Origin of the sequence: Dellaglioa carnosa, assembly GCF_026948345.1 — a bacterium.
Lineage (GTDB): Bacteria > Bacillota > Bacilli > Lactobacillales > Lactobacillaceae > Dellaglioa > Dellaglioa algida.
In genome coordinates this window covers 26386-50002 of sequence record NZ_JANXLI010000004.1, presented here as the reverse complement: position 1 = coordinate 50002, position 23617 = coordinate 26386, and the positions used below count along the sequence as shown (strand labels likewise).

The following is a 23617-nucleotide window of genomic DNA, read 5'->3' as shown; positions in this document are numbered from 1 at the left end:
ATTGTATCATTATCTGGAGATCAATGGACAAAAAAAGAACTTATCTAAACAGATAAGTTCTTAATCATTCGTGAGGGCGTTATTTTGAGTATTTCTCAATTAAATCGTCTAAGACAAGTAAGTCTTCCGCTTCGTAGCGTTTACGGAAAGCAGCGATTTCTTCAGCTGAGAAACGTTTTGGATCTACGGCTAAATCTTCAACAGGGATGGCACGTTCGTCAGTGATTTTAACATCAATAACAACAGGACCTTCTATAGATTCAGCTTTTTCAAATGCGGCAACCAATTCATCATGAGTAGAAACTGGAATACCAACGGCACCCATTGCGTTTCCGACTTGAGCCCAATCAGCATCGTTGAAATCGATACCGTAGAATGGTTGACCTTCATCTTCTTGTTCATCTTGAATGAAACCAAAATGTTGGTTAGAGAAAACAACGTTGATAACATGTTGTTTGTATTTAACTTGTGTTAATAAGTCTTGAACAACCATAGCAAAGGCGCCATCACCAACAAGGTTAAAGACTTGACGGTCTGGGAATGCTGATTTAGCAGCAATTGCTGCACCCATACCATAGCCCATTGTAGCGAATAGAGCAGATGTTGTGAATTTTTGTTTAGGATTCATATCCAAGTAACGCAAGCTATTCATTGTAACATTACCAACATCGATTGCGAAAATATCATCGCCAGTTGCATGTTTGTTAATTTCTTTAAAGACAGCAGCTGGTTGAAGAGGTGTTGTCGTTTTGTCCTCAAATTTCTTGAGGTATTCACGCCAGTTAGCCATATCTTCAATTGTTGCGTCGAAGAATGGACGACTTTCAACTGGAGCACCATCTAATTCAACAAAACGAGCTAATGTTTTTTTAGCATCACTGAGCAAGGCCACATCAACTGCATGACGTTTACCAATTTTTGATGCGTCGATATCAATTTGAATGAATTTCATATTTGGTTTCAAGATTTTTTTAGTTTGTGCGAAAGGTAAATCAGCACCTGCGAAAACAACAAGATCAGCAGCTTCAATTGCTTCATCAGCTGGTTTTGTTGCAACACGGTATGTTGAACCTAAGTTTGCACGGTAACTATCAGGAACTGTGCCCTTATTGATAGCTGTGATGATAACTGGCATTTTAAAATGTTCAGAAAAAGCGATAACTTCATCAGTAGCGCCTTTTGTACCAATACCGGCAAATAAAACAGGGCGTTTTGCTTCTTTAATAAGTGCTAAAGCGTCTTTAATTTTTGAATCGTCTGGTTCCGGAAGAATTGGACTTGAGTAGTTGTGACCTGATGCGTAATAACTATCCATGTCGATATCCATCCAACCGTAGTCATTTGGAATTGTTACAACGGCAACACCTTTGTATTGATATGCCGTTCTAATTGCTTGGTCGATAACACGAGGTAAACTTTCAGGTGTCATAACCGTTCTGTTATAAACAGAAACGTCAGCAAACATTGGGTTTTCATTCATTTCTTGGAATGAATCCATGTTCATTGCGCTTGAAGCAACTTGGCCAATTAAAGCAAGAACGGGGACGTGATCTTGTTGTGCATCGTATAAACCGTTAAATAAATGCGTTGCACCAGGACCAGCTGAACCGAAAACAACCCCAACTTTACCTGTTAATTTTGCTTCTGCAGCAGCGGCCAATGCGCCAACTTCTTCGTGGCGAACTTGGATATAATTGATATTTTCTTTTTCTGATTCGAGAGCTCGCATTGTTGTATTGAATGACCCACCGGGTAACCCATAAACATTTTCAACTTTCCAATCTTGTAATACTTTTAACATAGCAATAGATGCTTTGATTTTTTCTGACATAATTTAAATCCCCGCTTTCAATTAGATAGTAACATATCTTACACAACACATTATTGCATTATATGACACCGTTTACAAATAAAACGTTTTGAAGATGCGAATTATTTTAATAATGACTTGATGGCCATAATTTGATAGTAAAATACTGTCAAAAAAAAGACTAAACATTAAAAAATTGATTATATTTAAAGTAAGCGTTAACGGCGCGTAAATATGAATATTCAAGAGAAATAATAGGTAAAATATTATTTTTAAAAATGATTGCCATTATGAATAACTAGTGTAAAATATAAACGTGGATGACACTTGTACATAATGTACATTGAAACGGGTTAATGGCATTTAAAGGATGCCCGATAAATTAATTTTAAGTAATATCTAATGATTGATAATAAATTAATGAATAGTTATATTAGGTTTCAGTTTTTTTACATAATAACAATCAAACTCAGGGGGGAATGATTAACATGAATCAAATTTTTAAGAAAACGGGTCTATTTTTGACGGCTTTTGTAGGTGTATTATTGTCGTCTAAGGCCATTCGAGCGGCTGTACTTACAGAACCGACGAACGCAATGCAAGATATAACGAATACTTTTACAAGTGCACCTAGATTAGCAGAAGGACCAGCCGGTGCGAAGCCTTTTTCATGGGGAACAACAAAAATTCAGGCTAACTTTGTGCGTGATGGTCATTTGACGGGGAGAACAGATAAGCTAATTGTAACTTCAAACGGTACAATCAAAATGCAGGAACTAGCATCGGCAGGGTATGCATTTTCAAATATGTGGAATACGCTCACGGATGATTCAAATTCTGAATTAGGGTCCGGAGGTAAGTCAGGTACAATTCAAGCCGGGTCTAAAGGTACGGTGATGAACATATCGGGTGATACAACTGCCGTGGTCGATGGTAAACATACGGTCGCTATGGCTAATAACGCAGGGAAAAAGGCTTGGATTGGAAATAAAGTGCAGACCTATCATGCTAAATCAAAAAAGAGTAATTATTATTTAACGCAGGAAGCGTATACGGATATGGACCAAATAACTCTGAAACCAACTATTTCAGGGAATCCAACGGCTACAAATCCAATTATTTCTGGTACCGGTACACAAACCGGTGATAAAATTAGTGTTTTTGTTGACGGGACTACCAAGGAAGCGACCGTTAAAGCTGATGGAACGTGGAGTCTGAACTGGGGCGGTAAACTTCCGGTGCATGTCAAAATGACGGCAACAGAAACAAATGCCTATGGTGACAAACCGGGAACGGTGGAAGCAACTATTTCGGGTGCTGACTTAGCCATTACGGCAAAGGAAACGGCAATTAATTTAACGCCATCTGATATCGAAGGGTACCAAAGTATGCCAGATAATCAAGTAATGGCTGATTTAATTAAACGATTTGGTATTACTGCGATAGATAAAGCCGATAATAATAGTAGTACGGGAATTGTTATCGGAGCTAGCGATAGTCAATTTTTGAAGAACCTACGTCAGGCAAGTGGCGGTGCTTCAGTTAGCACACCTTTTACAGCTACTAAGGCGGGTGAAACGGTGACAACTGACAAACCCTTAACCGTTTCCGTTGGTAATGGAACATTGTCGTTTAGCACAATGCCAACACGGAGTGACTTTGCTAAAACGATGATCAATGGACAAGGACAAATAGTTCAGAGAACTGGTGATTGGAATGTTGGGGTCACAGATACACGTAAATCTGGGAGTCCTTGGTATTTGAGTGTTTCAGAATCGCCATTAACGAACAGCGAGACGGGGAAAGAATTATCTGGATACGTTTATTACACAGTGGATGGACAGAATGAAACTAAGATTGGTACCGGCAGTACCTTTATTGCTTCGGGTCAAAAGGCAACAGGTGTTGGTGATACGTACAAATTAAATGACGGTTGGACTGATAACAAAGGTATTTTATTGCACGCAAATTCAGATGTTGCGATTGGTAGTTACAATGGGACGATGGATTGGTCTTTAAGTGACGCACCAACCAAATAAATTTAAATTTTTATAACGGTCTCTAAAAGTCTAACTTTTGGAGGCCGTTTTTTGGTAAACTGAGGGTGTTAAAATTAGATGTATAACCAAATAACAGAGTCAAGAATTTGGAGGCGTTCATGTGGGAAGAAAAGGCTGGATTATATTACTGACGTTTATAACAGTTTCTGTTATCGGTGGTAACTTGTATAAGGTTCACGAAAAAAAGGTAGAAGAAAAAAATAGAATTGCTCAAATTAAAGCGGAATATAATTCCGTAGTGGAATTGAAGAAAACATTTACTGGTATTAAGTCGATAAAATTTAATGAGGCAAGTCCTAATTGGATGATAGAGGGAAATAATATGACAGTTACGCTAACTTATGAGATACCCCCAGACTCTCCTCCAGATGCATTACCGGATAGTAATACATTTTCATTTCAATATATCACAAAAAATAAGGTTATAGGAAGACTTCACACTAATTTTTACCTGCAGGAAACTGAGGGAGTAACAAAAGGAAAGGTTGAAGTCACTTATACTAACGGGGAAAAGACTAGTATATAGTTAAATAAAAATAACGTTATTATTTGTGATAATTTAGATAAATATTGTAATTTAAGTGTACATGAAAAATTATTATTAGCTCAATTACGATAGTCATTTAATTGAGTGCGACGGTAGTAGAGGTTGGAGTAAGCGGAATTACTATTTTCATCTATTTAAAAAGCATTATAAGTATGGAAATTTTGAAGTGTAACAAAAAAGTTAGACGTTTAATATTAATTAAGCAATTAAGGCGTGATTTCGATATTCTACTGGAGTAATGTCTTTTAATTTACAAGGGATCCGGTCATTATTAAACCATTAGACGTATTTGCTTGCTTCTTGAATGAACTCTTCAATATCATGAATAACCTGATATTTTAGACATTCTTGTTTCATCAAGCTAAAGAAACTTTCGATTGGTGCATTGAAGATAATAAAATTAGTTTTAATATTTATACTTTTAATGTACGGGGTAATGTGAAAATTAACTGTATGACTGGAACTAGTAAGAGGTATTAATAATTAGAGACTAAATACTTTTAAATTCTAAAAAAGATGGTAATGTTATGTTGTTATTGAAAACGTTATGTTAATAGGAGTTGGAGCAAATTCAATTTCGTTTCTTTGAAACTATACTGGAGTAGAAACAAAGGCTAGTGATGTAAGATCAGTCTTAGAGATAGGGTTCTCTATTGGTGGAGGTTATGCAGCTTATAAAATGGTATTTGGTTTAACTACAATTACTTTTAGCCTACATTTATAGGTCGTGCAGGTATACAATAAAAAGTTAAGGGGAACATGAAAATGAAAAATTTCAAAAAAAGTATGGACGAATCGCTTTCCGTTATGGGAATAATCTTTTTAGGTTTAATAATTCTATCTTTTTTTATTAAGGATAGTTCTTATTTTTATAATAGTAGGATTTATTTAATAATGATTTTTTTAGGTAGTACCATCGTTGGCTTTTTTCGCTTACAAAAAAAGTAAAATCCAAGAGTAAATGAGAGCAAAACTAACTATCCAAAAAATTTTAAAAAATAAATAAAATGAGTATCTATTATTTGAAAAATATAAAAAATCCGTCGAGAGCAACTTCTCTACGGATTTTTTTGTTTTAGAGTCAATGAATTTAGCAGTTTTGTGTCTAAGGGTTGGATATAGTATTGTCTGGGTCTTCAAACTTAGATAAACCAGTTGGTTGTGCTTAATATATATTCAGATAAATTTACGGGTAAAACGACAAATCGCCCTGCATTGAATAAACTCTTGAATCAGTTGCGTAATGGAGATGAACTTGTTGTTGTGAAACTGGATCGATTAGCCCGAAATGCAAAAGAAGGCCTTGAATTGATTGATGAACTAAATAATAGAGGTATCACAGTTAGTATTAAGAATATGGTTTTTTTACCGCGGTTGACACGGCAGTCACTAAAACGATGTTTCTGGCATTTGTAGAATTTGAACGTGCCTAAATTGTTGAACGGATGCAGAGTAGAAAAGATTATGCTAAGTTGAACAATCCTGATTTTAAAGAAGGTAGACCAAAAAAAATTTGGGGGCAACGTGAGTTAAATGTATTAGCGTTTAGGAAAACACATTCAATTAAAGAAACTGCTGATCAATACCAGGTATCTACTGGATCTGTAAAAAAATGGCAGCGTATCGAACGTGGTTTAGAGTAGTTTTTTTTATGGCATACTGAACAAATAGAAAAGCGAAAAGACGGTGGCTATTCTGGAAGAGGGGTGGTGCTTATGCAAATAAGTACTATATCTAATGAAGGAAAATGCTTGATTTGTCCGCATATGAAACGATTCAGACAATTATTGGTTTTGGTACATTTACCATTACTTTAGTTGGTCTAATTGTAGAACTGCTAAAAAATGACAAAAAAATAACCGTCTAATTATCTTTGACCAGATAACGGTTATTTTTTAACTAATTAGAATGGTCACCGTCTTTAACGGTTCTATGTGAGAAGTCCTGTTAGCGCAGGGCTTCTTTTTCATGCAGACAGTATATCATAAATAAGATATTTGTGGTAATAAATCAGGTGATAAAAATATGATATACTAATTTAGTAGAAAAGTGAAAAGATGGTGGCTATTCTTAAAAGAGGTGATGCTTATGAAAATAAGTGGTCAATCTAGGAAAGAAAATGCCTTTTGTCGTCATTGTAAATTAGGACAAAAAATAACCATGGTCGACCAAGCCAAGAATGGACGAAGAGTCTATTCTTGAAGTTTGTTTAAAAAAATTGTCTCTGAATTCCGAAATAAATAAGCCCGGTCAGCGAAAATAACCTTTATTATAATTGATGCACAAGGTATCAAGAATACCGATACGGCAGAATATAAGGGTTATGAAGTAGAAAAGAAAATTTCGGGAATCAAGCGTCACCTAACTGTAGATAGTAATGGACTACCGCGGACAATCCATATAACAACTGCCAATGTTTCGGATTGTGCCGGTGCTAGTGCTATGTTGGCAATTAATAGTGACCATCTAGATCAAGTAACATACGTATTAGTTGATGGTGGTTACATAGAATGTAATTTTGAATCTGATGTTAAAATTAATATAAAAGCCACCGTACAGGTGGCTAAGCGCAATGAATTGCATAAGTTTGAAGTCTTGCCACAACGTTGGATTATAGAGCAATCATTTAGCTGTCTGGATAAATGTTGACGACTATGGAGAAATTGTGAACGACAACTTAATGTCAGTCTACAGATGATTGTATTAGCGTTTCTTACTTTATTGATCCAAAGATAATAGATAGCTATAACAAGACCGTGTTTTACTACAAGGGACTTCCACAGATTGACAACAAGTGGTCTATTTTTTATTGTGGTCAATCTAGGAATTTAAATAGACAGAATGCTAAATCTGGTATGAGCATTTAGTCGATTATATGAAAATCAAGAGGAGTTTTTAATTATGACTAGTCAAAAGAAATGTATAGTAGACGATCAAATTTTTTCACCCGAAGATGGTATGGAGATTTGCGAACTGAATCCTATTATCCAAAATTTAATTCTAAAAGATTATCCCAAATTAAGTGAACACGACCTTATCTGTAGCGTGCATCTAGTCGATTATCGGCTAAAATATGCAAATGCCATCATTTCTAAGGGGGTTAAGCGAAATCGAAAATCTAATGAACGACTAACAGAAATAATGAAATCCGATGCTTACAAGGTAATCGATATTAGCCAGAAGTTAGAATCAAAACAAACTTTTGGCCAAAAACTTGCCGATAATGTAGCCAAATTTGGGGGCAGTTGGCCATTTATTATTATTTTTGTCTTCTTTATGATTTTTTGGATAATTATCAATACTACTCAGTTATTTGGTAAAGGTTTTGATCCCTATCCGTTTATTCTACTTAACTTATTTTTAAGTATGCTGGCAGCTATGCAAGCCCCTTTAATTATGATGAGCCAGAATCGGTCCGCTGAATATGATCGTTTACAGGCCAATAACGATTATCATATTAATCAGAAATCAGAAAATGAAATTCGAGAAGTTCATTCAAAACTCGATCATCTCCTTCAAGAAGACAATACCAGCTTTCTGGAGATTCAAAAAATGCAGTTAGAAATGCTAGGAGATATTCAGAAACACATTACCGAACAATCAAAAATAATTACTGAGCTCAGTCAAGAAAGTCATAAAGTATAAATTAAATGGCAAGTCATGGGCTCCTATGTCAAGAATGATAAAAAAACCGAAGATGAAGTGAAACCCCCAGTATTGGATTTTGATCCAATACTGGGGGTTTCATTATAATAAGCCATTTTTTCTGACTTGGATCGTTTTTGTATACAATAATGATGAACATTTTATGCTTTTTCGGTATCTAAAAAAATGATTTTAGCGACCTCAAATAACAATTATTAATGTAGTTATACTTGTTAAGTAAGTGGTTAAAGATTGTGTCTATTACTTATTAGAACGGGGACGTCTTCCTGAGTAGTAAAATCAATAATTTATCCTGTTCAAGAAGAATTATTACCTGGTTCAGGAAGGGTTCGCACACAATTAAATTAGTTCTGTTATGATTCATTTGTATAAAAATAACAACAAAGGATAGTTTAAATTGAAAGCAGATTATAAAAAAATAAATTCAATACTAACTTACACATCTATTGCTTTAAAAAACCCTGAAATTATAAAAGATAAAGATTTAGTAGTCTTCCTAACTATTATTCAAGAAGAAGCTAAACAAAATAGAATCTTTTATGATTATAAAAGAAAATTTCGTCCAACGGTTACTTGCTTTACAATTGATAATAATTTTGAGATTCCTGATTGTTTGGTTAAACTACTGTCAGTTGTTGAAACACCTAAGGCATGGTCTGGATTTAGTTAGAATGATTTTTACATAGTGACATGGGAAGCCAGTTGTTCGAATCTTGTCTGGATATTTGACTTGTTGGAACGCTAGTTTTATACGAATTATGGTGTCTTTTTTATTTTAAATAGTTTAATGAGTTCAAAAAATATATCTAAAGGACAGTAACTTAGATGGTAGTGAAATTGTACTTGTACTTGTGATTTTAACTAAATCCGGCTACTGTCTTAAACGGATTCCTGTTGTCTCAGGGCTTCTTCTTTATATGTCTGATACAAGTTTAGCGGAGGAATAGTAGGGCATACTATTAATGGAAAATATATTAGTAATTGAGTGATGAATCTAGAAAATAAAATATTTTTATCGTACTTAATCTTAAATTCGAATATGTAAAATACCCGTTGTTAACCATAAAAATAACCCCTAGTATTGAATTTTGGTCCAATACTGGGGGTTCACTACAATGATGAAAATCTAATTACTGGGATATAAAATAATAGATTATAATGTTAAAAGTTCCTCAATAATGATTTCATGGGTGTACTTTAATTTTTATTCCTGGAAGTGGATTTTTTTGCTATATATGGTAATCCTATGCACGCTATTATTGTATTAATAGCCATATCTAATGTTGGATAGCGCGGTTAGTTGCTTTAACTTTTTTGATTGTTCCGTGTTTAACAATAGTTTATCTTGTTTCAATGCGTTTGAAATATCTATATTCATTCTACTTAAAATAAATGGCACAGAGGTTCTTTTTTCAGTTAATTCTTTTTTATAATTAGATAATACAAGTGACAGCGAATTAGACCTGTCGTCTAACTCACTTACCAGGGATGAAATGATTTTTATTGCTTCCTCTGATCGGTCGTTACCTCCTGAAAACCACTTTATAAATTTCATGTATATTCTCCTAACTTTATTTGCTAAATAAAAATACGATACAATGTTAATTTACATATTGTAGCGTATCTGAAATTAAAGCAAGAATTTATTTATTCCAGCAGTAACTTCTTGTAATTCTGTCATGATTAATTCTTTACCATTACTCATAGTTAAAACGCCCCTTTGTTATTATTATTTTGTACAAATGAATCATAACAGAACTAATTTAATTGTATGCGAGCCCTTCCTGAACCAGGTAATAATTCTTCTTGAACAGGGTAAATTATTGATTTCACCATTCAGGAAGGTGCCCTTTGTACAAGTGAAAAATATGGTATATTAATTTTATTAAAAAGGAGAGAAATCTATAATGAAATTTAACAATATTAAAAACAATCAATTACAATTAATTGTAGGTGGATATAACAAAACAAAGTATGGTAAACCAATCAAAAATGTAGCACAATGTTTTGGTCTGGGTTTAAACATTACTAGAGTTTAATTATAACAGCTCCTTAATTTGATATACTGTATTAACGAGGGAGAGATGTTATTGCTAATCGATACAAAGGCGTATATTTTAAGATCTTTATTAGATGACTTATTGTTTTATGTACTATTTTTTTCAATTAATAGGCAAGGTACAGTAAGAAAACGAGTAATATTTATACTGGTTTTTTTACCTATTACTTTTTTGGTAGAGTTATATAGTGATATTTCAGATGTTATTCCAATTTTGTCAGGATATTATATTTTAAAAGTAAAAAAAGAAAAAGATTATTTACTATTCAATGACTTGCTATTTTGTACGTTTATCATATTTTGTGTTACTACTTTGAGTTCAACTATAATGGTGCAAATACTCCCGCATAATCGAATAGTTGGACTCACTGGTATTTTTATACAACTATTTGTAGAAATTATAGTTATTAGCGTTATTATTTTTTTCTATAAAAAAAATAAATTCCATACTGTAGCTGAAAAATATGGGTCTGCAACGATAGCATGCCTACTTATCTATTTATTGCTTGTGATTTCATTAATATCATATGCCGCTCATTATTATAATGCTTATGATCACTTTGTTTTTGGGATTATGATTTTTTTAATTATTCAAACAGTATTTGTTATTTTTCTATTTTTAAAAATTCTGACTAGGCAAAAGGCAAAATATAAAGCGCAAATAGAAAAACAAGAATTAGAAAATCTAAAAAAATATACCGAATCATTAGAAAAACAGCAACAACAGCTTTCTAAGTTTAGACACGATTATAAGAATTTATTACTTAGCTTTAAAGAAATTGCAAAATCCGATTATAGTGTTGTGCTGACTGAACAAATTGGAATGCTTGAAAGCTACTCAGATAAGTATCTTGATAAGGGTGAGTTTGATTATAAAGCGCTTTATAATATTCATAATGATTTTATAAAAAGTCTCTTAATTGCAAAACTCCATCAAGCAAAAAAACTAGATATAAATTGCCACTTCGAATGTCAAAAACCGCTTTATAATGTGCTTATCCCAATATTTGATTGTGTGCGTATCTTAGGTATTTTACTTGATAATGCTATCGAAGCAGCTAGTGAGTGTGATAATAGATCACTGAATCTAATGGTTTACCAAGATGATTCTCAAATTGAATTTATTATAAAAAATACTTATAAAAAACTAAATATTTCAATTGAAAAGTTACAAAAAAGAGGGATATCAACGAAAAAGAATCATTCAGGGCTTGGACTAGATACAATTCAAGAATTTAATCAAAAGTATCCTAATATATTTATACAATATCAACAAGAAGATGGCTTCTTTTCAGCGCAATTAATTTTATTAAAATAGTGGAGGTATCACATTGGCCTATCCAATTATTCTTTGTGAAGATCAAATTATTCAACTGAATCAACTAGAAGCAATCGTTCAAACATATATTCTTTTTCATACTGATTTATTTAAAGTAGAAATAAAAACTCAGAGCCCAATAGAAGTCATTGACTATTTAGAAAAATGTAATCCAAAACAAGGGACTTATTTTTTAGATATTGATTTGGCAAGTTCAATTGATGGGATTGATTTAGCTGAACAGATTCGAGCGACTGATGTCCAAGCTAAAATTATTTTTGTCACAACTCATGATGAGATGATGCCATTGACGCTACGACGGCGGGTTGAGGCACTTGGATTTGTGACAAAAGATCAACCTTTAGATGATTATCGTACCGAAATAGTTGAATTACTAACATTAGCGCAACAAAGAATTGATGCGACCAGAGAGTGTCAAGAATGTGATTTTAAGTTTTCAATTGGTTCCCAAATGTTTTCAATTGATAAACAAGATATCTATTTAATTGAACCTTCAAGTCTACCCCATCGGGTCCTTTTGAACACTAAAAATGGGCGCTACGAATTTTATGGAAACTTAAGAGATCTAGAGGAAAAGTATCCATACTTATTTAGGATCAATCGAAATTGTCTAGTGAATCTTAAAAATATGACTGAAATTAATTTTAAGTCTCGTGAAATCAAATTTGATTCTGAATTATCAAGGCAATTTGCTAGGGGAAAGTCCAATAAAATTAAGAACTTGTTAAAACAATAGAATGCTGATAATGGGATGAAAAAGCACTCTGAATATACTTAATTTTTAACTAAAGAAAAATTTAAAGAGAAGATTAATGCTATCATATAAAAGTAACTATGTTGCACAAGTTGATAAAATGGACTGTGGTGTCGCAACAATATAGGTTGAGGAATCGGAGATAGTTGCTGCTTTGGTTGAATTTTTTGAATGTTTAGTATTGGCATTAGCACTTTAGGAGGAACTTATGGAAATTATGAAATGGGGACTATTTGTATTTAGTCTTACAATTGTATTTACACTTTTAGGAATACGAAGAGATAGAAAAAAATCGATTATCTTACTAAATTAGAAGAAAAGCAACAAGACCAAATAAGAAAGTTAATAGGAGAAATAGATGAATGATCATATCATTGTTATTATTGATTTAGTATTAATATGTATTTGGACTGTTTGTTCGATATATTCAGGAATATACCGGAATAAGTTGAATAAAATCACAAAAAAAGTGATGATTAGTACAGAAAAAATTAAAGAATTAACTACCCAAAAAATTTTGAATTTAGAAAAAGATTTAAAAAATAAATAAAATGAATATCTATTATTTGAAAACATACAAAAATCCGTCGAGAGTAACTTCTCTACGGATTTTTTTGCAGTCAATAAACTTAATAGTTTTGTGTCCAAGGTTTGGATGTAGTATTATCTGGGTTTTCAAACTTAGATATGAAATTGAGTAAAGGACAAGAAATTTGAATATACCCGAGTATCTACTTTAGCGCGGTCTTTAGATAACCAGATAATTTATCATATTTCTTATTTACTCCCTAAATACATAACTATTTTGGATACGATATACACAAGAAGAGCAGTTACAAGAGCCGACATAATTAAATTTAAGTTTAAACTACGTGTCAATAAAATTGATAAACCTGCCGTGATTCCAACAAAAATTCCTTGTATATTTCTATTTTTAAACATGATATATCACTCCTTAATTGTATCTTTTTAAAACGTATTTATCATATTTCTTTCAAAATATTTATTTCAGATGTTATCACATATGCTTAAATAAAAAGATTCTTTGAGCATGGCAAACGTATCTAATAGAAAATATAGTGGTTATTCTTAAGAAGGTAATACTTATGAAAATGAGTGGTCATTATAACATTAGGACAAAAAACCCCATTAACATTTAGCTACCGTCTTTAACAGTCCTGGCCTGTTGACGCAGGGCTTCTTTTTTATGGGTTCATTATATCATGAATAAGAAACGTTATGAATTGTAGCAATTGATAACGGGTGTTATCCTAATGTTGGGTTTAAAATATTAGGGGGAGTTTTATCAATAAAAAAATATTTAAGCCTGATAATAATCAGGCGAGATGGCTGGGGATAATTGGTATCGTATTATGCATAATTGGACCGTGGTTAGCGGGTATACAAGGAGCTATCGGTTCAGAGGCAATACTTTCAGGGATATTAATGGGCATTATTGTTATTATTTATACATTCACAATAGCGGCAATTTTAAAAATCTAAATAAAAAATGAGTGAGTATTTTTTAGAAGGTACTTACTCAGATTCTTACTTGAGTAAATGTTAGAAAGTGGTACTTTATTGACTGTAATTATATTTTAGGCGGGTGTAAAATATGGAAAAATTAAAAAAAAGCGTAGATGAGTCTCTTTCTCTTATAGGGACGATGTTTTTAATGATAATAATTTTATCGTTCTTCATTCGAGATAGTTCTCTCTTTTATGATTGTAGAATTTTTATTATAGCGATATTTTTAGGCAGAACTATGGTTAATTTATATCGTGCACGGAAAAAGTAACTGAAGTAGGGTGGCAGTTCTGGATGAATTGATTCTTACCGTAAAGAATAAAGAAAAGAAGGAAACCAATATACGCAGATAACCTCTGCGTATATCGGTTTCCTTCTTTTAATAACTAGAGAAATAAATCGCATATATATCTGCAATATTTACTTTTGCGTCGTTAATAATTAAGTTATCTTCATACCACCCATCAATTAAACCCGTAACTGGTTCTAGAAGAGTGCCATCAATATTTTTGGTAGACAAATCAATAGAGACGGGAGTAGATTTCATAATCGCTGAATTAATTACTTCTGTAATTTCATGACTAGTCATCTTAATAGCGTGGGTTAATGCCTGTTTGGATTCTTCTTCGTTCGATTTCTTTGTCCTAGCCGAGGTATGGTCGCTTAAATAGAAGCCCTGCCATTTCATCATGCCACGATCATGATAATCATATTTAAGGAATTGATTTATGAGATTTGAATCGCTAGTTTCCTTAGTCATATGCATTTCCGCCAGCATGGCCACCAACGAGACCGGCACGACCAATCGCGGTGGCGCCTTTTGACTTACTAGATAATTTTACAAGTGAGTTGAAGCCGTACTTCTTTCGAATATCATCAATTGTATGATCTAAAATATGATTTTTAAGTTCGTCGTCTTTAGTATCAAAGATATCTAGTTGCTGTGTATTATCATCAATTAAGTTGCCGCAAGAAATGCTAATGTGTCTTAATGATTCGTGATGCCACTTTTTCCGAAATAACCTTAGGACGTGATTTGTTAGCTCCACGTTTGAATTGGTGGGATCAATCTTCATTGATATTCCAAAACCTGGTCGGCTGCGTGCAGAGTCTGTGGTTTCTGCCAGAGAGAAACCAATACCCAAATTAATAACCGTTGCAGATTTATGATGGGCTCTTAAACGCGCAGCAACCTGTTCAGCTATCTCACGGATAACAACTTCAATTTCGGATTGAATAACATAATCTTTAGGTAATACCTGACTATTACCGTATGACTTTTCTTTTGGCGTGTATTTTTCATGAATGATTGCACGATCAATGCCCCAGCTGAGCGCGAATAATTGACTACCAACAATACCTAACCTAGTTTTAAGTTCATACGGATTAGAATGTGCCAGATCATACATTGAATTGAACTTCCAAGACTTTAATTTTTTAGCAGTTTGCTGCCCGATTGACCAAATGTTTTCAAATTCAGTAATGGGCCATAGTTTATCTGGTACATCTTCATAGTGCCACTCAGCAATTAAGCTATGATTACGTTTTGCTTCGATGTCTAAGGCAAACTTAGCAAGTACTGGATTATCACCAATGCCAACGGTTGTATAAATACCGGTTTCCTTTTTTACGGCGAGTTGAATTTTTCGAGCAACTTCGTACGGAGAATTTCCAAAAAGCTTCCAACTAGTCGTCATATCAATAATTGATTCATCAATAGAGTAGGGATGGATGTCATCATCTGACGCAAACTGTTGAAAAACTTTATTAATTTTTATGTTTTCTTCTATATATAAATTCATTCTTGGTGGAGCAATTACTAAACGTTCATCGTGGATTGGAACGCTTTTAGCACGGGTCACATTACTAATGCCAAATAGTTTCTTGGCCATTGGACTAGCCGCCAAAACTAAGCCGCTACCAGTATTTTCAGCAGTAGACATCACGACAAGAATAGAACGTAGCGGATTGAGCCCGCGTGCAACTGATTCAACCGAGGCATAGAAGGATTTAGAATCAATCATAAAGATGACCCTTCTAGGTTCATTGCTATAATTGTACATTCTAAAAAACCTCCTTCAATATAATACCTAATTATACGAACATACGTTCCTTTAGTCAATGATACTTGTAATAAAATTGTCATTAGTGAATGACTATAATGGGTTTTTAATGATGTCAGTAAGAAATTACTGACATTATTTTTTAAAAAAAGAGAAATCCTTCATAGAAATATTGTGTACCAATTGGTATAGTTAGTATGCTAACTAAAATATGAGGAGTGATGGATATGGATTTAGGTTATTTACTCATGTCGGTTTCTAAAAAAGTGAAATATCAAGTTAATAAAGAATTAATAAAAGAAGGCGTAACGGTTCAACAATGGGCTGTTATTAAAAATATAGGCTTAATGTCTAAGGCGCAATTAGTAACTTCTGCGGATTTAGCAAAACAAATAGATATCGATAAAGCAACGATTTCTGGTATTTTGAGACGTTTAATTGACAAAAATATCGTCGATAAAAAAGTGAACCCTTTAGACAAGCGAGCTTCCCGATTAAAGCTGACAGAAAGTGGGAAAGAAACTTACAATCGTTACAGCGTTATCGCTGATAAGGCATTAGCCGAATCAATAAAAGTTCTTTCAAATGATGAAAAGGAACTTATGGGACAAATTTTAACGAAATTAAACGATCAAACGTCTCAATAAATGAACTAGACCAATGATGAATCTTAGTGGAGGATTAGATGAATAAAAAAATAAGGACATATCTCATATTATTAGGATTATTAACTTCTTTTTGCATTACGCCAGCAACGGCTTATGCCGAAGCAACCCGTGGGAATGCAGTAACGCAACAAGAAAAGGTAAATAATGATGTGAGTCATATGGTGACAGATCTTAAACTATCAACAAATAAAATGGTTGATGGAGGGAAGGCAACGGTTAGGTTAGAATTTAATGCTCAAGGGAGAAAGATAAAAGCGGGAGACACTATTGCCGTCAATTGGCCACATTCCGGTAATGTGTTTGGGACGGGATATTCTAAAACCTATAAATTTAAAATACATAATGTCGACGTGGGAACCTTAACGGTAACCAAAGAAAAAGCAGTCATTTTATTTGATCATAATATTGAAGATATGTCAGATGTTAAGGGATGGACTGAGTTTGATTTAGAGGGTCGCAATATGACTGAAACGGATGATAAAAATATTGGGAATTTAATCATCACAAGTGGGAATCAGTCTGCGAAAATAAGTATCGAAAAGCCAGCAACGAGGCCAACTACAAATTCGTTTTATTATAAGTCGGGTGATATGCAACCTGAGGATACAAGTCATGTACGGTGGTTTTTAAATATTAATAATAATAAAAATTTTGCGACGGATGGCGTCGATATTGATGACAAAATACAACCCGGACAGAAACTAGATTTAGATAATTTTGAAATTTCTGTAAGTGGTTATAATCATAGTTGTTTTCTGGGCAAAGGAGCCGTAGAAAAATTCACAAAAGTATTTCAGGGTAGCTCTATTTCTGCTGATCCAGAGACTGGACAAATTAAGGTTTTTATCCCGGAAAGATGGGTGTCAAAGAATACTTTTAGAATTAAATATTTAACAAAAATTCAAGATTACAATCAAAAGTCTTTTGAAAATAAAAGTAAAATATGGTATCGAGAATTCAATCAACCAGCGGTAAGCGGTAAAGAATCAAATGCGACGGTTAAAAATGTCAACGTGGATGGCAAGATTGATGGAGAAAATAAAACAATTGCTTCAGTAACTAAAAAATGGGACGACCACGATAATCAAGATGGTTTACGTCCTGAGAAAGTAACTGCGCAACTGTATGCAAATGGAAATAAAACGGGCGACCCGGTTACTTTGGAAGCCGCTAATCAATGGCATTATTCGTGGAAAGGGCTAGTGAAGAGCGTTAATGGTTCTGAAATTATCTATACTGTTGAAGAAACGAGTCAAACAGATGGGTACGTTCCAGAGGTAACGACTCAAGATGCGAGTGAGAATGAGTTCGTGATTACGAATCAGCATGAATCTGAGACGACAGATGTTAGTGGTGAAAAAACGTGGGTAGATAATGAAGACAAAGACGGCCAGAGACCTGAGTCGATTAAAATTCATTTATTAGCGAATGGCAAGCAAGAGGGACCTGAAAAAACGGTAAAAGCCAGTGAAAACTGGCAATACAAGTTTAAAAATGTACCAAAATATGCTAACGGAAAATTAATTCAATATACAGTATCTGAAAATGCTGTCGAAGACTATGCAGGTAAAGTAGACGGCATGAATATTGAAAATACCTATACGCCAACGAAAACGAGCGTAACGGTAATTAAAAAATGGGTTGATCACAATAATCAAGATGGTATACGTTCGGACGATGTAAAAGTGCAACTATATGCGGACGGAAAAGAAAAAGGAAATCCGGTCGAATTAAATGAGGACAATCATTGGACCGGGCACTGGTTGAATCTGAATAAAAACGAAAATGGTACGAAAATTAAGTATAGTGTAAAGGAATTAAATGTTTCAAACCAGTATCAAGCTGATATTTCAAACACGGATGCGATGGAGAACGAGTTTTTAATCACCAATACACATAAACCCGAATTGAGCGCTATTTCTGGTACGAAAACATGGGTCGATAATGACGATCAAGATGGTAAACGGCCAAGTACTATTCAAGTTCATTTATTAGCGAACGATCAACGTGTTGGGGTTGCGAAAAAAGTGACGGCCGCTGAAAATTGGCAATATACATTTAACGACATGCCAAAATACGAAAACGGCCAATTAATTCATTACAGCGTAGTTGAAGATAATGTGGTTGGTTATACGCCCGAAGTATCAGGATTTAATTTAATTAATCGATATACGCCTGAGAAAACGGCCGTTCAAGTTACCAAAAAATGGGCGGACCACAATAATCAGGATGGTCTGCGCCCTGATAAAGTCCAGATTCAACTGTACGCTGATGATAAGGCACAAGGTGATATTGTGGAATTGAATGAAGCAAATCATTGGTTATATCAGTGGACAGGATTGGATAAAAAATTAAAAGGGTCTAAGGTGAACTACAGCGTAAAGGAAGTCGCCGTCTCTAAACAATATAAATCGGCTGTATACGTAGTTAATGAAGAAAAAAATGAGTTTACGATTACTAATAGTCATAAAACTGAATTAACGAGTGTTTCAGGAAAGAAAACCTGGTTGGATAATGATAATCAAGATGGTAAACGGCCAGAAACGATTATAGTCCATTTATTAGCGAACGGTAAACAAGTTGGGGATGTGAAGTCAGTATCCGCAAAAGATGATTGGAAATATTCATTTAAAGATGTACCAAAATATGAAAATGGTAAAACAATTGAATATGCCATTTCAGAAGATTCGGTGTCAGGTTATACGTCAAAAGTAGATGGAAATGATCTGATTAATAAGCATGAGTCTGAGTTGACGAGTGTTTCAGGAACGAAAACCTGGTTGGATAATAATAATCAAGACGGAAAAAGACCGGAAATGATTAAAGTTCATTTATTAGCAAACGGCAAACAAGTTGGGGATGCGAAGTCAGTATCCGCAAAAGACGACTGGAAATATTCATTTAAAGATATGCCAAAATACGAAAACGGTAAAGTAATTGAATATGCCATTTCAGAAGATTCGGTGTCAGGTTATACGTCAAAAGTAGATGGGAATGACCTGATTAACAAACACGAGTCTGAGTTGACGAGTGTTTCAGGAACGAAAACCTGGTTGGATAATGATAATCAAGATGGAAAAAGACCGGAAATGATTAAAGTTCATTTATTAGCAAACGGCAAACAAGTTGGGGATGCGAAGTCAGTATCCGCAAAAGACGACTGGAAATATTCATTTAAAGATATGCCAAAATACGAAAACGGTAAAGTAATTGAATATGCCATTTCAGAAGATTCGGTGTCAGGTTATACGTCAAAAGTAGATGGGAATGACCTGATTAACAGCTATACACCTGGTAAAGTAGCCGTTCAAGTTACGAAAAAATGGGAAGATCAGAATAATCAAGATGGTGTGCGTCCTGATAAAGTTCGGGTTCAACTGTATGCGGATGGTAAACCACGGGGTAATGATGTGGAACTGAATGAATCAAATCATTGGATTCATCACTGGACGGATTTAAACGAAAAAGTAAAAGGCACGAAAGTTACGTACGATGTAAAGGAATTAAATGTTTCCAAGTTATATCAATCAGCCGTATCTGTTGTTAACAAAGAAAAAAATGAGTTTCTAATTACCAATAGCCATAAGGTTGAATTGACGAGTGTTTCAGGTCGTAAAACGTGGTTAGATGACAATAATCAAGATGGCAAAAGACCCGAAACGATTAATATTCATTTATTAGCAAATGGTAAACAAGTTGGAGATGCGAAGTCAGTATCTGCAAAAGAAGACTGGAAGTATTCATTTAAAGATATGCCGAAATATGAAAATGGTAAAGTAATCGAATATACCATTTCAGAAGATTCGGTGTCAGGTTATACATCAAAAGTGGATGGAGATAATCTGATTAATGAACATGAACCTGAATTAACGAGTGTTTCAGGTCATAAAACGTGGTTAGATGACAATAACCAAGACGGAAAAAGACCCGAAACGATTAAAGTTCATTTACTAGTGAATGGCAAACAGGTTGGGGATGCGAAGTTAGTATCTGCAAAAGATGACTGGAAATACTCGTTTAAAGACATGCCGAAATATGAAAATGGAAAAGCAATCGACTATACGATTTTGGAAGATTCGGTAGTGGGATACACGTCAAAAGTGGATGGAAATAATCTGATTAACAAGTATGAGTCTGAATTAACAACAATTTCAGGTCATAAAACGTGGTTAGATAATGATAACCAAGACGGGAAAAGGCCCGAAACGATTATGATTCGTTTATTAGCGAATGGTAAACAAGTTGGAGATGCGAAGTCAGTATCTGCAAAAGACGACTGGAAATACTCGTTTAAAGATATGCCGAAATATGAAAATGGAAAAGCAATCGAATATACCATTTCGGAAGATTCGGTAGTGGGCTACACATTAAAAGTTGATGGCACAAATCTTATCAATCAACACAAATCTGAATTGATGAGTGTTTCAGGTCATAAAACCTGGTTGGATAATGATAATCAAGATAGTAAAAGGCCAGAAACGATTAAGATTCATTTGTTAGCGAATGGTAAACAAGTTGGAGATGCGAAGTCAGTATCTGCAAAAGATGACTGGAAATATTCGTTTAAAGATATGCCGAAATATGAAAACGGAAAAGTAATTGAATATACGATTTCAGAAGATTCGGTGTCAGGTTATACATCAAAAGTGGATGGAACTAATCTGATTAACAAACACGAGTCTGAATTGACGAGTGTTTCGGGTCATAAAACGTGGTTAGACGACAATAATCGAGATGGTAAAAGACCCGAAACGATTAAAGTTCATTTATTAGCGAATGGTAAACAAGTCGGAGATGTAAAAATAGTATCCGCAAAAGACGACTGGAAATATTTATTTAAAGATATGCCGAAATATGAAAATGGAAAAGTAATCGAATATACGATTTCAGAAGATTCGGTGTCAGGTTATACGTCTAAGGTAGATGGAAATAACCTGATTAATGACCATGAACCTGATAAAACAACTATTCATGTTATAAAGAAATGGGACGATCATGATAATCAAGGTGGGTTACGACCTGGACAAGTGAAAGTTCAATTATATGCGGATGACAAAGCTTATGGTGAGGTTGTGGAATTAAATGCAAACAATCAATGGGCATATTCTTGGCAAGAATTATATCTTAGAAATGATGGTAAAAAGGTGACGTATACCGTCAGAGAAGTTGAGACAGATAAGGCTTATTCGGCAGATGTGAAAGAAATGGCACCAGACCATTTTGAAATTACAAATACGCTTATTAGAAGCTTAACGCCAGATAAACCTGAAAAGAAACCAACTAAGAGAGATTCCGTAAAAAAAGAACCGGTGAAGAAAGTTACTGCTAAGAAGGAATCGAAACAAATAGAAGTTGTCAAAAAAGAAATTACTAAAAAGGAAGTTATGAAACCAAAAGCAACAAAAGTGAACTCAGTTCCTAAGAAACCGACTCAAAAACAATTACCTAAAACCGGAGAAGAAGAGAATAACTGGGTAACTATTTTTGGAATATTAGTCGTATTATTATCTGGGGGATGCTACTTTTATGGAAATCGAAAAAGGAAAGTTACTAAATAACGTAAAGTAGCTTGAATTGATTTATTTATCAGCATTACTTTCGATTAATGATTGAATTTGAGCCAAAAAAATAACCTTTAGTATTGGATTTTAGTCTGATACTAAGGGTTATTTTTTGTTTTTTTAACCAAATAATGGCTTTATTCAGATATTTTTTCTTCTTCAGTTGCTTCTGGTTGTTTTGATGAGTAACTTACTTGGAACCAATCAATATAGTTACGTTTGAATTCAATGATTTTAAAATCAAAGGCATCGAAGCGAATAACTTCATTTAATCGAACTTTATGATTTTCAAGAATGAAACCGGCTAAGGTAACACTCTCTGAATCGTTCATTTCTTTATTTTTAATTTTAAAGAAACGTTCAAAATCATATAAAGTCGTTTTACCACTGACATTGTAGGTGCCATCATCATTTTTGACGATGTATTCACTTGAAACGTCATCAATTTCATCTTTAACTGTTCCAAATAATTCTTCGTAAATATCTTTATCAGTTACAATCCCACTTGTACCACCATATTCATCCGAAACCACTACGATTGGTGTTTGTTTACTAATCATTTGGCTTAACAGCGTTCTAATTGGTGTTGTTTCTGGGACGGTAATGATTGATCTGAGCATTTTACTAATTAAAATGGTATCGTCGATTTCAGCTTGTCTGACTAAATCATAGATATAAACATAGCCGAGAATTTTATCTTTATCATTGTTAGCCACGACTGGAAAACGGCTATACCCTTGATGTAAGTAATCTTTAATGACGTCATGAATGGTATCTGTAATATCAACTACGTAAAGACTTGTTCGATCAACCATAATATCTTTGGCAATCTTATCATTCAAATCAAATGCGCGTTGCATGTAGACATAATCGTCACGATCAAGTTCGCCACCTGAAACGGCATTTTGTGATAAGGCTAGAATTTCTTTTTGGGTGAAAATTTCACTATTTTCATCAGTTGGTGTGATACCAAGCATTCTGGCTACGCGTGTTGCCGAGTTGTTCAGTAACCAAACCAATGGATAGAATGCAAGATGGAAGTAACGTAATGGCGTTAAGACAACCATTAGAACTTGGACGGGCATATCGATACTTAAGTTTTTAGGCACGATTTCCGTATAAACCACTTCAACGTAGGTCAAGATTAACACACCGATAATTGCACCGATGATGTTTAATCCTGATTCAGACGCAAAATGGAACCATTTAAGGACATCCACTAACAAGAACTCAATGGTTTTTTCACCGACCCAACCAAGAATAATCCCGGCAACACTGACCCCAACTTGGGTTGTTGATAGGTATTCATTCAGATGAGCCAGCATTTTTAATGCTCTTTCTTGTTTCTTACGATTACCGATACCCGCTTCCATATCGGCCTCGATGGCACTAGGACGTGCTTGAACGAGTGCAAATTCTGCGGCAACGAAGAATGCTGCGGCAAATAATGTCACCAAGATGACAATCAAATTGACGATAACTGTACTACTAGACAATTTTTGTGTCCCCCATAATTAATTCATATTTTAAATTCGTACCCCTCTATTTTACCATTAAATACGC

Annotated in this window: 18 protein-coding genes and 2 pseudogenes; 14 read left to right on the top strand and 6 right to left on the bottom strand. The window is 34.1% G+C overall.

Annotated elements, in window-relative coordinates; translation table 11 throughout:
* Positions 1 to 79 precede the first annotated feature (79 nt).
* Positions 80 to 1831 carry a pyruvate oxidase gene (spxB, locus tag N0K80_RS05690; RefSeq protein WP_269024079.1) on the bottom strand — a complete coding sequence of 584 codons (1752 nt, stop codon included), beginning with the start codon at positions 1829 to 1831 and terminating at the stop codon, positions 80 to 82.
* A 467-nt stretch (positions 1832 to 2298) separates the two neighbouring features.
* On the opposite strand from spxB, the gene N0K80_RS05685 reads away from it, so the two are divergent.
* Both N0K80_RS05685 and N0K80_RS05680 read left to right on the top strand, forming a co-directional pair.
* Positions 2299 to 3849: a WxL domain-containing protein gene (locus tag N0K80_RS05685; protein WP_269024078.1), complete on the top strand. Its 1551-nt coding sequence runs from the start codon at positions 2299 to 2301 to the stop codon at positions 3847 to 3849.
* Between the two features lie 121 nt (positions 3850 to 3970).
* A complete protein-coding gene (locus N0K80_RS05680; protein WP_269024077.1) occupies positions 3971 to 4396 on the top strand; it encodes a hypothetical protein in 426 nt (141 codons plus the stop codon).
* Between the two features lie 219 nt (positions 4397 to 4615).
* On the opposite strand, the pseudogene N0K80_RS07955 reads toward N0K80_RS05680, so the two are convergent.
* A pseudogene (locus tag N0K80_RS07955) lies at positions 4616 to 4687 on the bottom strand (IS3 family transposase); the annotation flags it as partial.
* An 891-nt stretch (positions 4688 to 5578) separates the two neighbouring features.
* Between N0K80_RS07955 and N0K80_RS07950 the strand changes: the two are divergent.
* From N0K80_RS07950 to N0K80_RS05655, 6 genes and pseudogenes are all read left to right on the top strand, one after another.
* Positions 5579 to 5833, top strand: a complete 255-nt coding sequence (locus tag N0K80_RS07950) for a recombinase family protein (protein ID WP_407932691.1) — start codon at positions 5579 to 5581, stop codon at positions 5831 to 5833.
* A gap of 29 nt (positions 5834 to 5862) precedes the next feature.
* Positions 5863 to 6060, top strand: a complete 198-nt coding sequence (locus N0K80_RS05675) for a hypothetical protein (RefSeq protein ID WP_269024076.1) — start codon at positions 5863 to 5865, stop codon at positions 6058 to 6060.
* A 104-nt stretch (positions 6061 to 6164) separates the two neighbouring features.
* A complete protein-coding gene (locus N0K80_RS05670; RefSeq protein ID WP_269024075.1) occupies positions 6165 to 6284 on the top strand; it encodes a putative holin-like toxin in 120 nt (39 codons plus the stop codon).
* A gap of 294 nt (positions 6285 to 6578) precedes the next feature.
* Positions 6579 to 7153, top strand: a pseudogene (locus tag N0K80_RS05665) (transposase); the annotation flags it as partial.
* Between the two features lie 165 nt (positions 7154 to 7318).
* Positions 7319 to 8062, top strand: coding sequence for a DUF1003 domain-containing protein (locus N0K80_RS05660; protein WP_269008194.1), 744 nt, complete (start codon positions 7319 to 7321; stop codon positions 8060 to 8062).
* Positions 8063 to 8480: 418 nt separating this feature from the next.
* On the top strand, positions 8481 to 8753 hold the full coding sequence (locus N0K80_RS05655) for a bacteriocin immunity protein (RefSeq protein WP_269024074.1): 273 nt from the start codon (positions 8481 to 8483) through the stop codon (positions 8751 to 8753).
* Between the two features lie 594 nt (positions 8754 to 9347).
* Here the strand turns inward: N0K80_RS05655 and N0K80_RS05650 are convergent.
* Positions 9348 to 9638, bottom strand: a complete 291-nt coding sequence (locus N0K80_RS05650; protein WP_269024073.1) for a bacteriocin immunity protein — start codon at positions 9636 to 9638, stop codon at positions 9348 to 9350.
* A 352-nt stretch (positions 9639 to 9990) separates the two neighbouring features.
* On the opposite strand from N0K80_RS05650, the gene N0K80_RS05645 reads away from it, so the two are divergent.
* From N0K80_RS05645 to N0K80_RS05630, 4 genes are all read left to right on the top strand, one after another.
* The gene (locus tag N0K80_RS05645) at positions 9991 to 10122 is read left to right on the top strand and encodes a hypothetical protein (protein WP_269024072.1); all 132 of its coding nucleotides are present in this window, start codon (positions 9991 to 9993) and stop codon (positions 10120 to 10122) included.
* Positions 10123 to 10173: 51 nt separating this feature from the next.
* Positions 10174 to 11460, top strand: coding sequence for a sensor histidine kinase (locus tag N0K80_RS05640; protein WP_269024071.1), 1287 nt, complete (start codon positions 10174 to 10176; stop codon positions 11458 to 11460).
* Between the two features lie 13 nt (positions 11461 to 11473).
* Positions 11474 to 12217 carry a response regulator transcription factor gene (locus tag N0K80_RS05635; protein WP_269024070.1) on the top strand — a complete coding sequence of 248 codons (744 nt, stop codon included), beginning with the start codon at positions 11474 to 11476 and terminating at the stop codon, positions 12215 to 12217.
* Positions 12218 to 12593: 376 nt separating this feature from the next.
* On the top strand, positions 12594 to 12785 hold the full coding sequence (locus N0K80_RS05630; RefSeq protein ID WP_269024069.1) for a hypothetical protein: 192 nt from the start codon (positions 12594 to 12596) through the stop codon (positions 12783 to 12785).
* Between the two features lie 1356 nt (positions 12786 to 14141).
* On the opposite strand, the gene N0K80_RS05625 is transcribed toward N0K80_RS05630, so the two are convergent.
* Both N0K80_RS05625 and N0K80_RS05620 read right to left on the bottom strand, forming a co-directional pair.
* A complete protein-coding gene (locus tag N0K80_RS05625) occupies positions 14142 to 14522 on the bottom strand; it encodes a hypothetical protein (RefSeq protein WP_269026222.1) in 381 nt (126 codons plus the stop codon).
* On the bottom strand, positions 14515 to 15825 hold the full coding sequence (locus N0K80_RS05620; RefSeq protein WP_269024067.1) for a Y-family DNA polymerase: 1311 nt from the start codon (positions 15823 to 15825) through the stop codon (positions 14515 to 14517). The genes N0K80_RS05625 and N0K80_RS05620 overlap by 8 nt, the downstream gene beginning before the upstream one ends.
* A gap of 227 nt (positions 15826 to 16052) precedes the next feature.
* Between N0K80_RS05620 and N0K80_RS05615 the strand changes: the two genes are divergently transcribed.
* Both N0K80_RS05615 and N0K80_RS05610 read left to right on the top strand, forming a co-directional pair.
* Positions 16053 to 16472, top strand: coding sequence for a MarR family winged helix-turn-helix transcriptional regulator (locus N0K80_RS05615; RefSeq protein ID WP_269024066.1), 420 nt, complete (start codon positions 16053 to 16055; stop codon positions 16470 to 16472).
* A gap of 38 nt (positions 16473 to 16510) precedes the next feature.
* Positions 16511 to 22051, top strand: coding sequence for a Cna B-type domain-containing protein (locus tag N0K80_RS05610; RefSeq protein WP_269024065.1), 5541 nt, complete (start codon positions 16511 to 16513; stop codon positions 22049 to 22051).
* A 140-nt stretch (positions 22052 to 22191) separates the two neighbouring features.
* On the opposite strand, the gene N0K80_RS05605 is transcribed toward N0K80_RS05610, so the two are convergent.
* Positions 22192 to 23550, bottom strand: coding sequence for a hemolysin family protein (locus tag N0K80_RS05605; RefSeq protein WP_146343237.1), 1359 nt, complete (start codon positions 23548 to 23550; stop codon positions 22192 to 22194).
* Between the last annotated feature and the right edge of the window lie 67 nt (positions 23551 to 23617).

Excerpts from the sequence above, each read along its gene's own strand:
- spxB (WP_269024079.1), bottom strand. The coding sequence starts at position 1,831 with ATGTCAGAAAAAATCAAAGCATCTATTGCTATGTTAAAAGTATTACAA.
- N0K80_RS05685 (WP_269024078.1), top strand. The coding sequence starts at position 2,299 with ATGAATCAAATTTTTAAGAAAACGGGTCTATTTTTGACGGCTTTTGTA.
- N0K80_RS05675 (WP_269024076.1), top strand. The coding sequence starts at position 5,863 with ATGCAGAGTAGAAAAGATTATGCTAAGTTGAACAATCCTGATTTTAAA.
- N0K80_RS05670 (WP_269024075.1), top strand. The coding sequence starts at position 6,165 with ATGCTTGATTTGTCCGCATATGAAACGATTCAGACAATTATTGGTTTT.
- N0K80_RS05660 (WP_269008194.1), top strand. The coding sequence starts at position 7,319 with ATGACTAGTCAAAAGAAATGTATAGTAGACGATCAAATTTTTTCACCC.
- N0K80_RS05650 (WP_269024073.1), bottom strand. The coding sequence starts at position 9,638 with ATGAAATTTATAAAGTGGTTTTCAGGAGGTAACGACCGATCAGAGGAA.
- N0K80_RS05645 (WP_269024072.1), top strand. The coding sequence starts at position 9,991 with ATGAAATTTAACAATATTAAAAACAATCAATTACAATTAATTGTAGGT.
- N0K80_RS05630 (WP_269024069.1), top strand. The coding sequence starts at position 12,594 with ATGAATGATCATATCATTGTTATTATTGATTTAGTATTAATATGTATT.
- N0K80_RS05625 (WP_269026222.1), bottom strand. The coding sequence starts at position 14,522 with ATGACTAAGGAAACTAGCGATTCAAATCTCATAAATCAATTCCTTAAA.
- N0K80_RS05620 (WP_269024067.1), bottom strand. The coding sequence starts at position 15,825 with ATGTACAATTATAGCAATGAACCTAGAAGGGTCATCTTTATGATTGAT.
- N0K80_RS05615 (WP_269024066.1), top strand. The coding sequence starts at position 16,053 with ATGGATTTAGGTTATTTACTCATGTCGGTTTCTAAAAAAGTGAAATAT.
- N0K80_RS05610 (WP_269024065.1), top strand. The coding sequence starts at position 16,511 with ATGAATAAAAAAATAAGGACATATCTCATATTATTAGGATTATTAACT.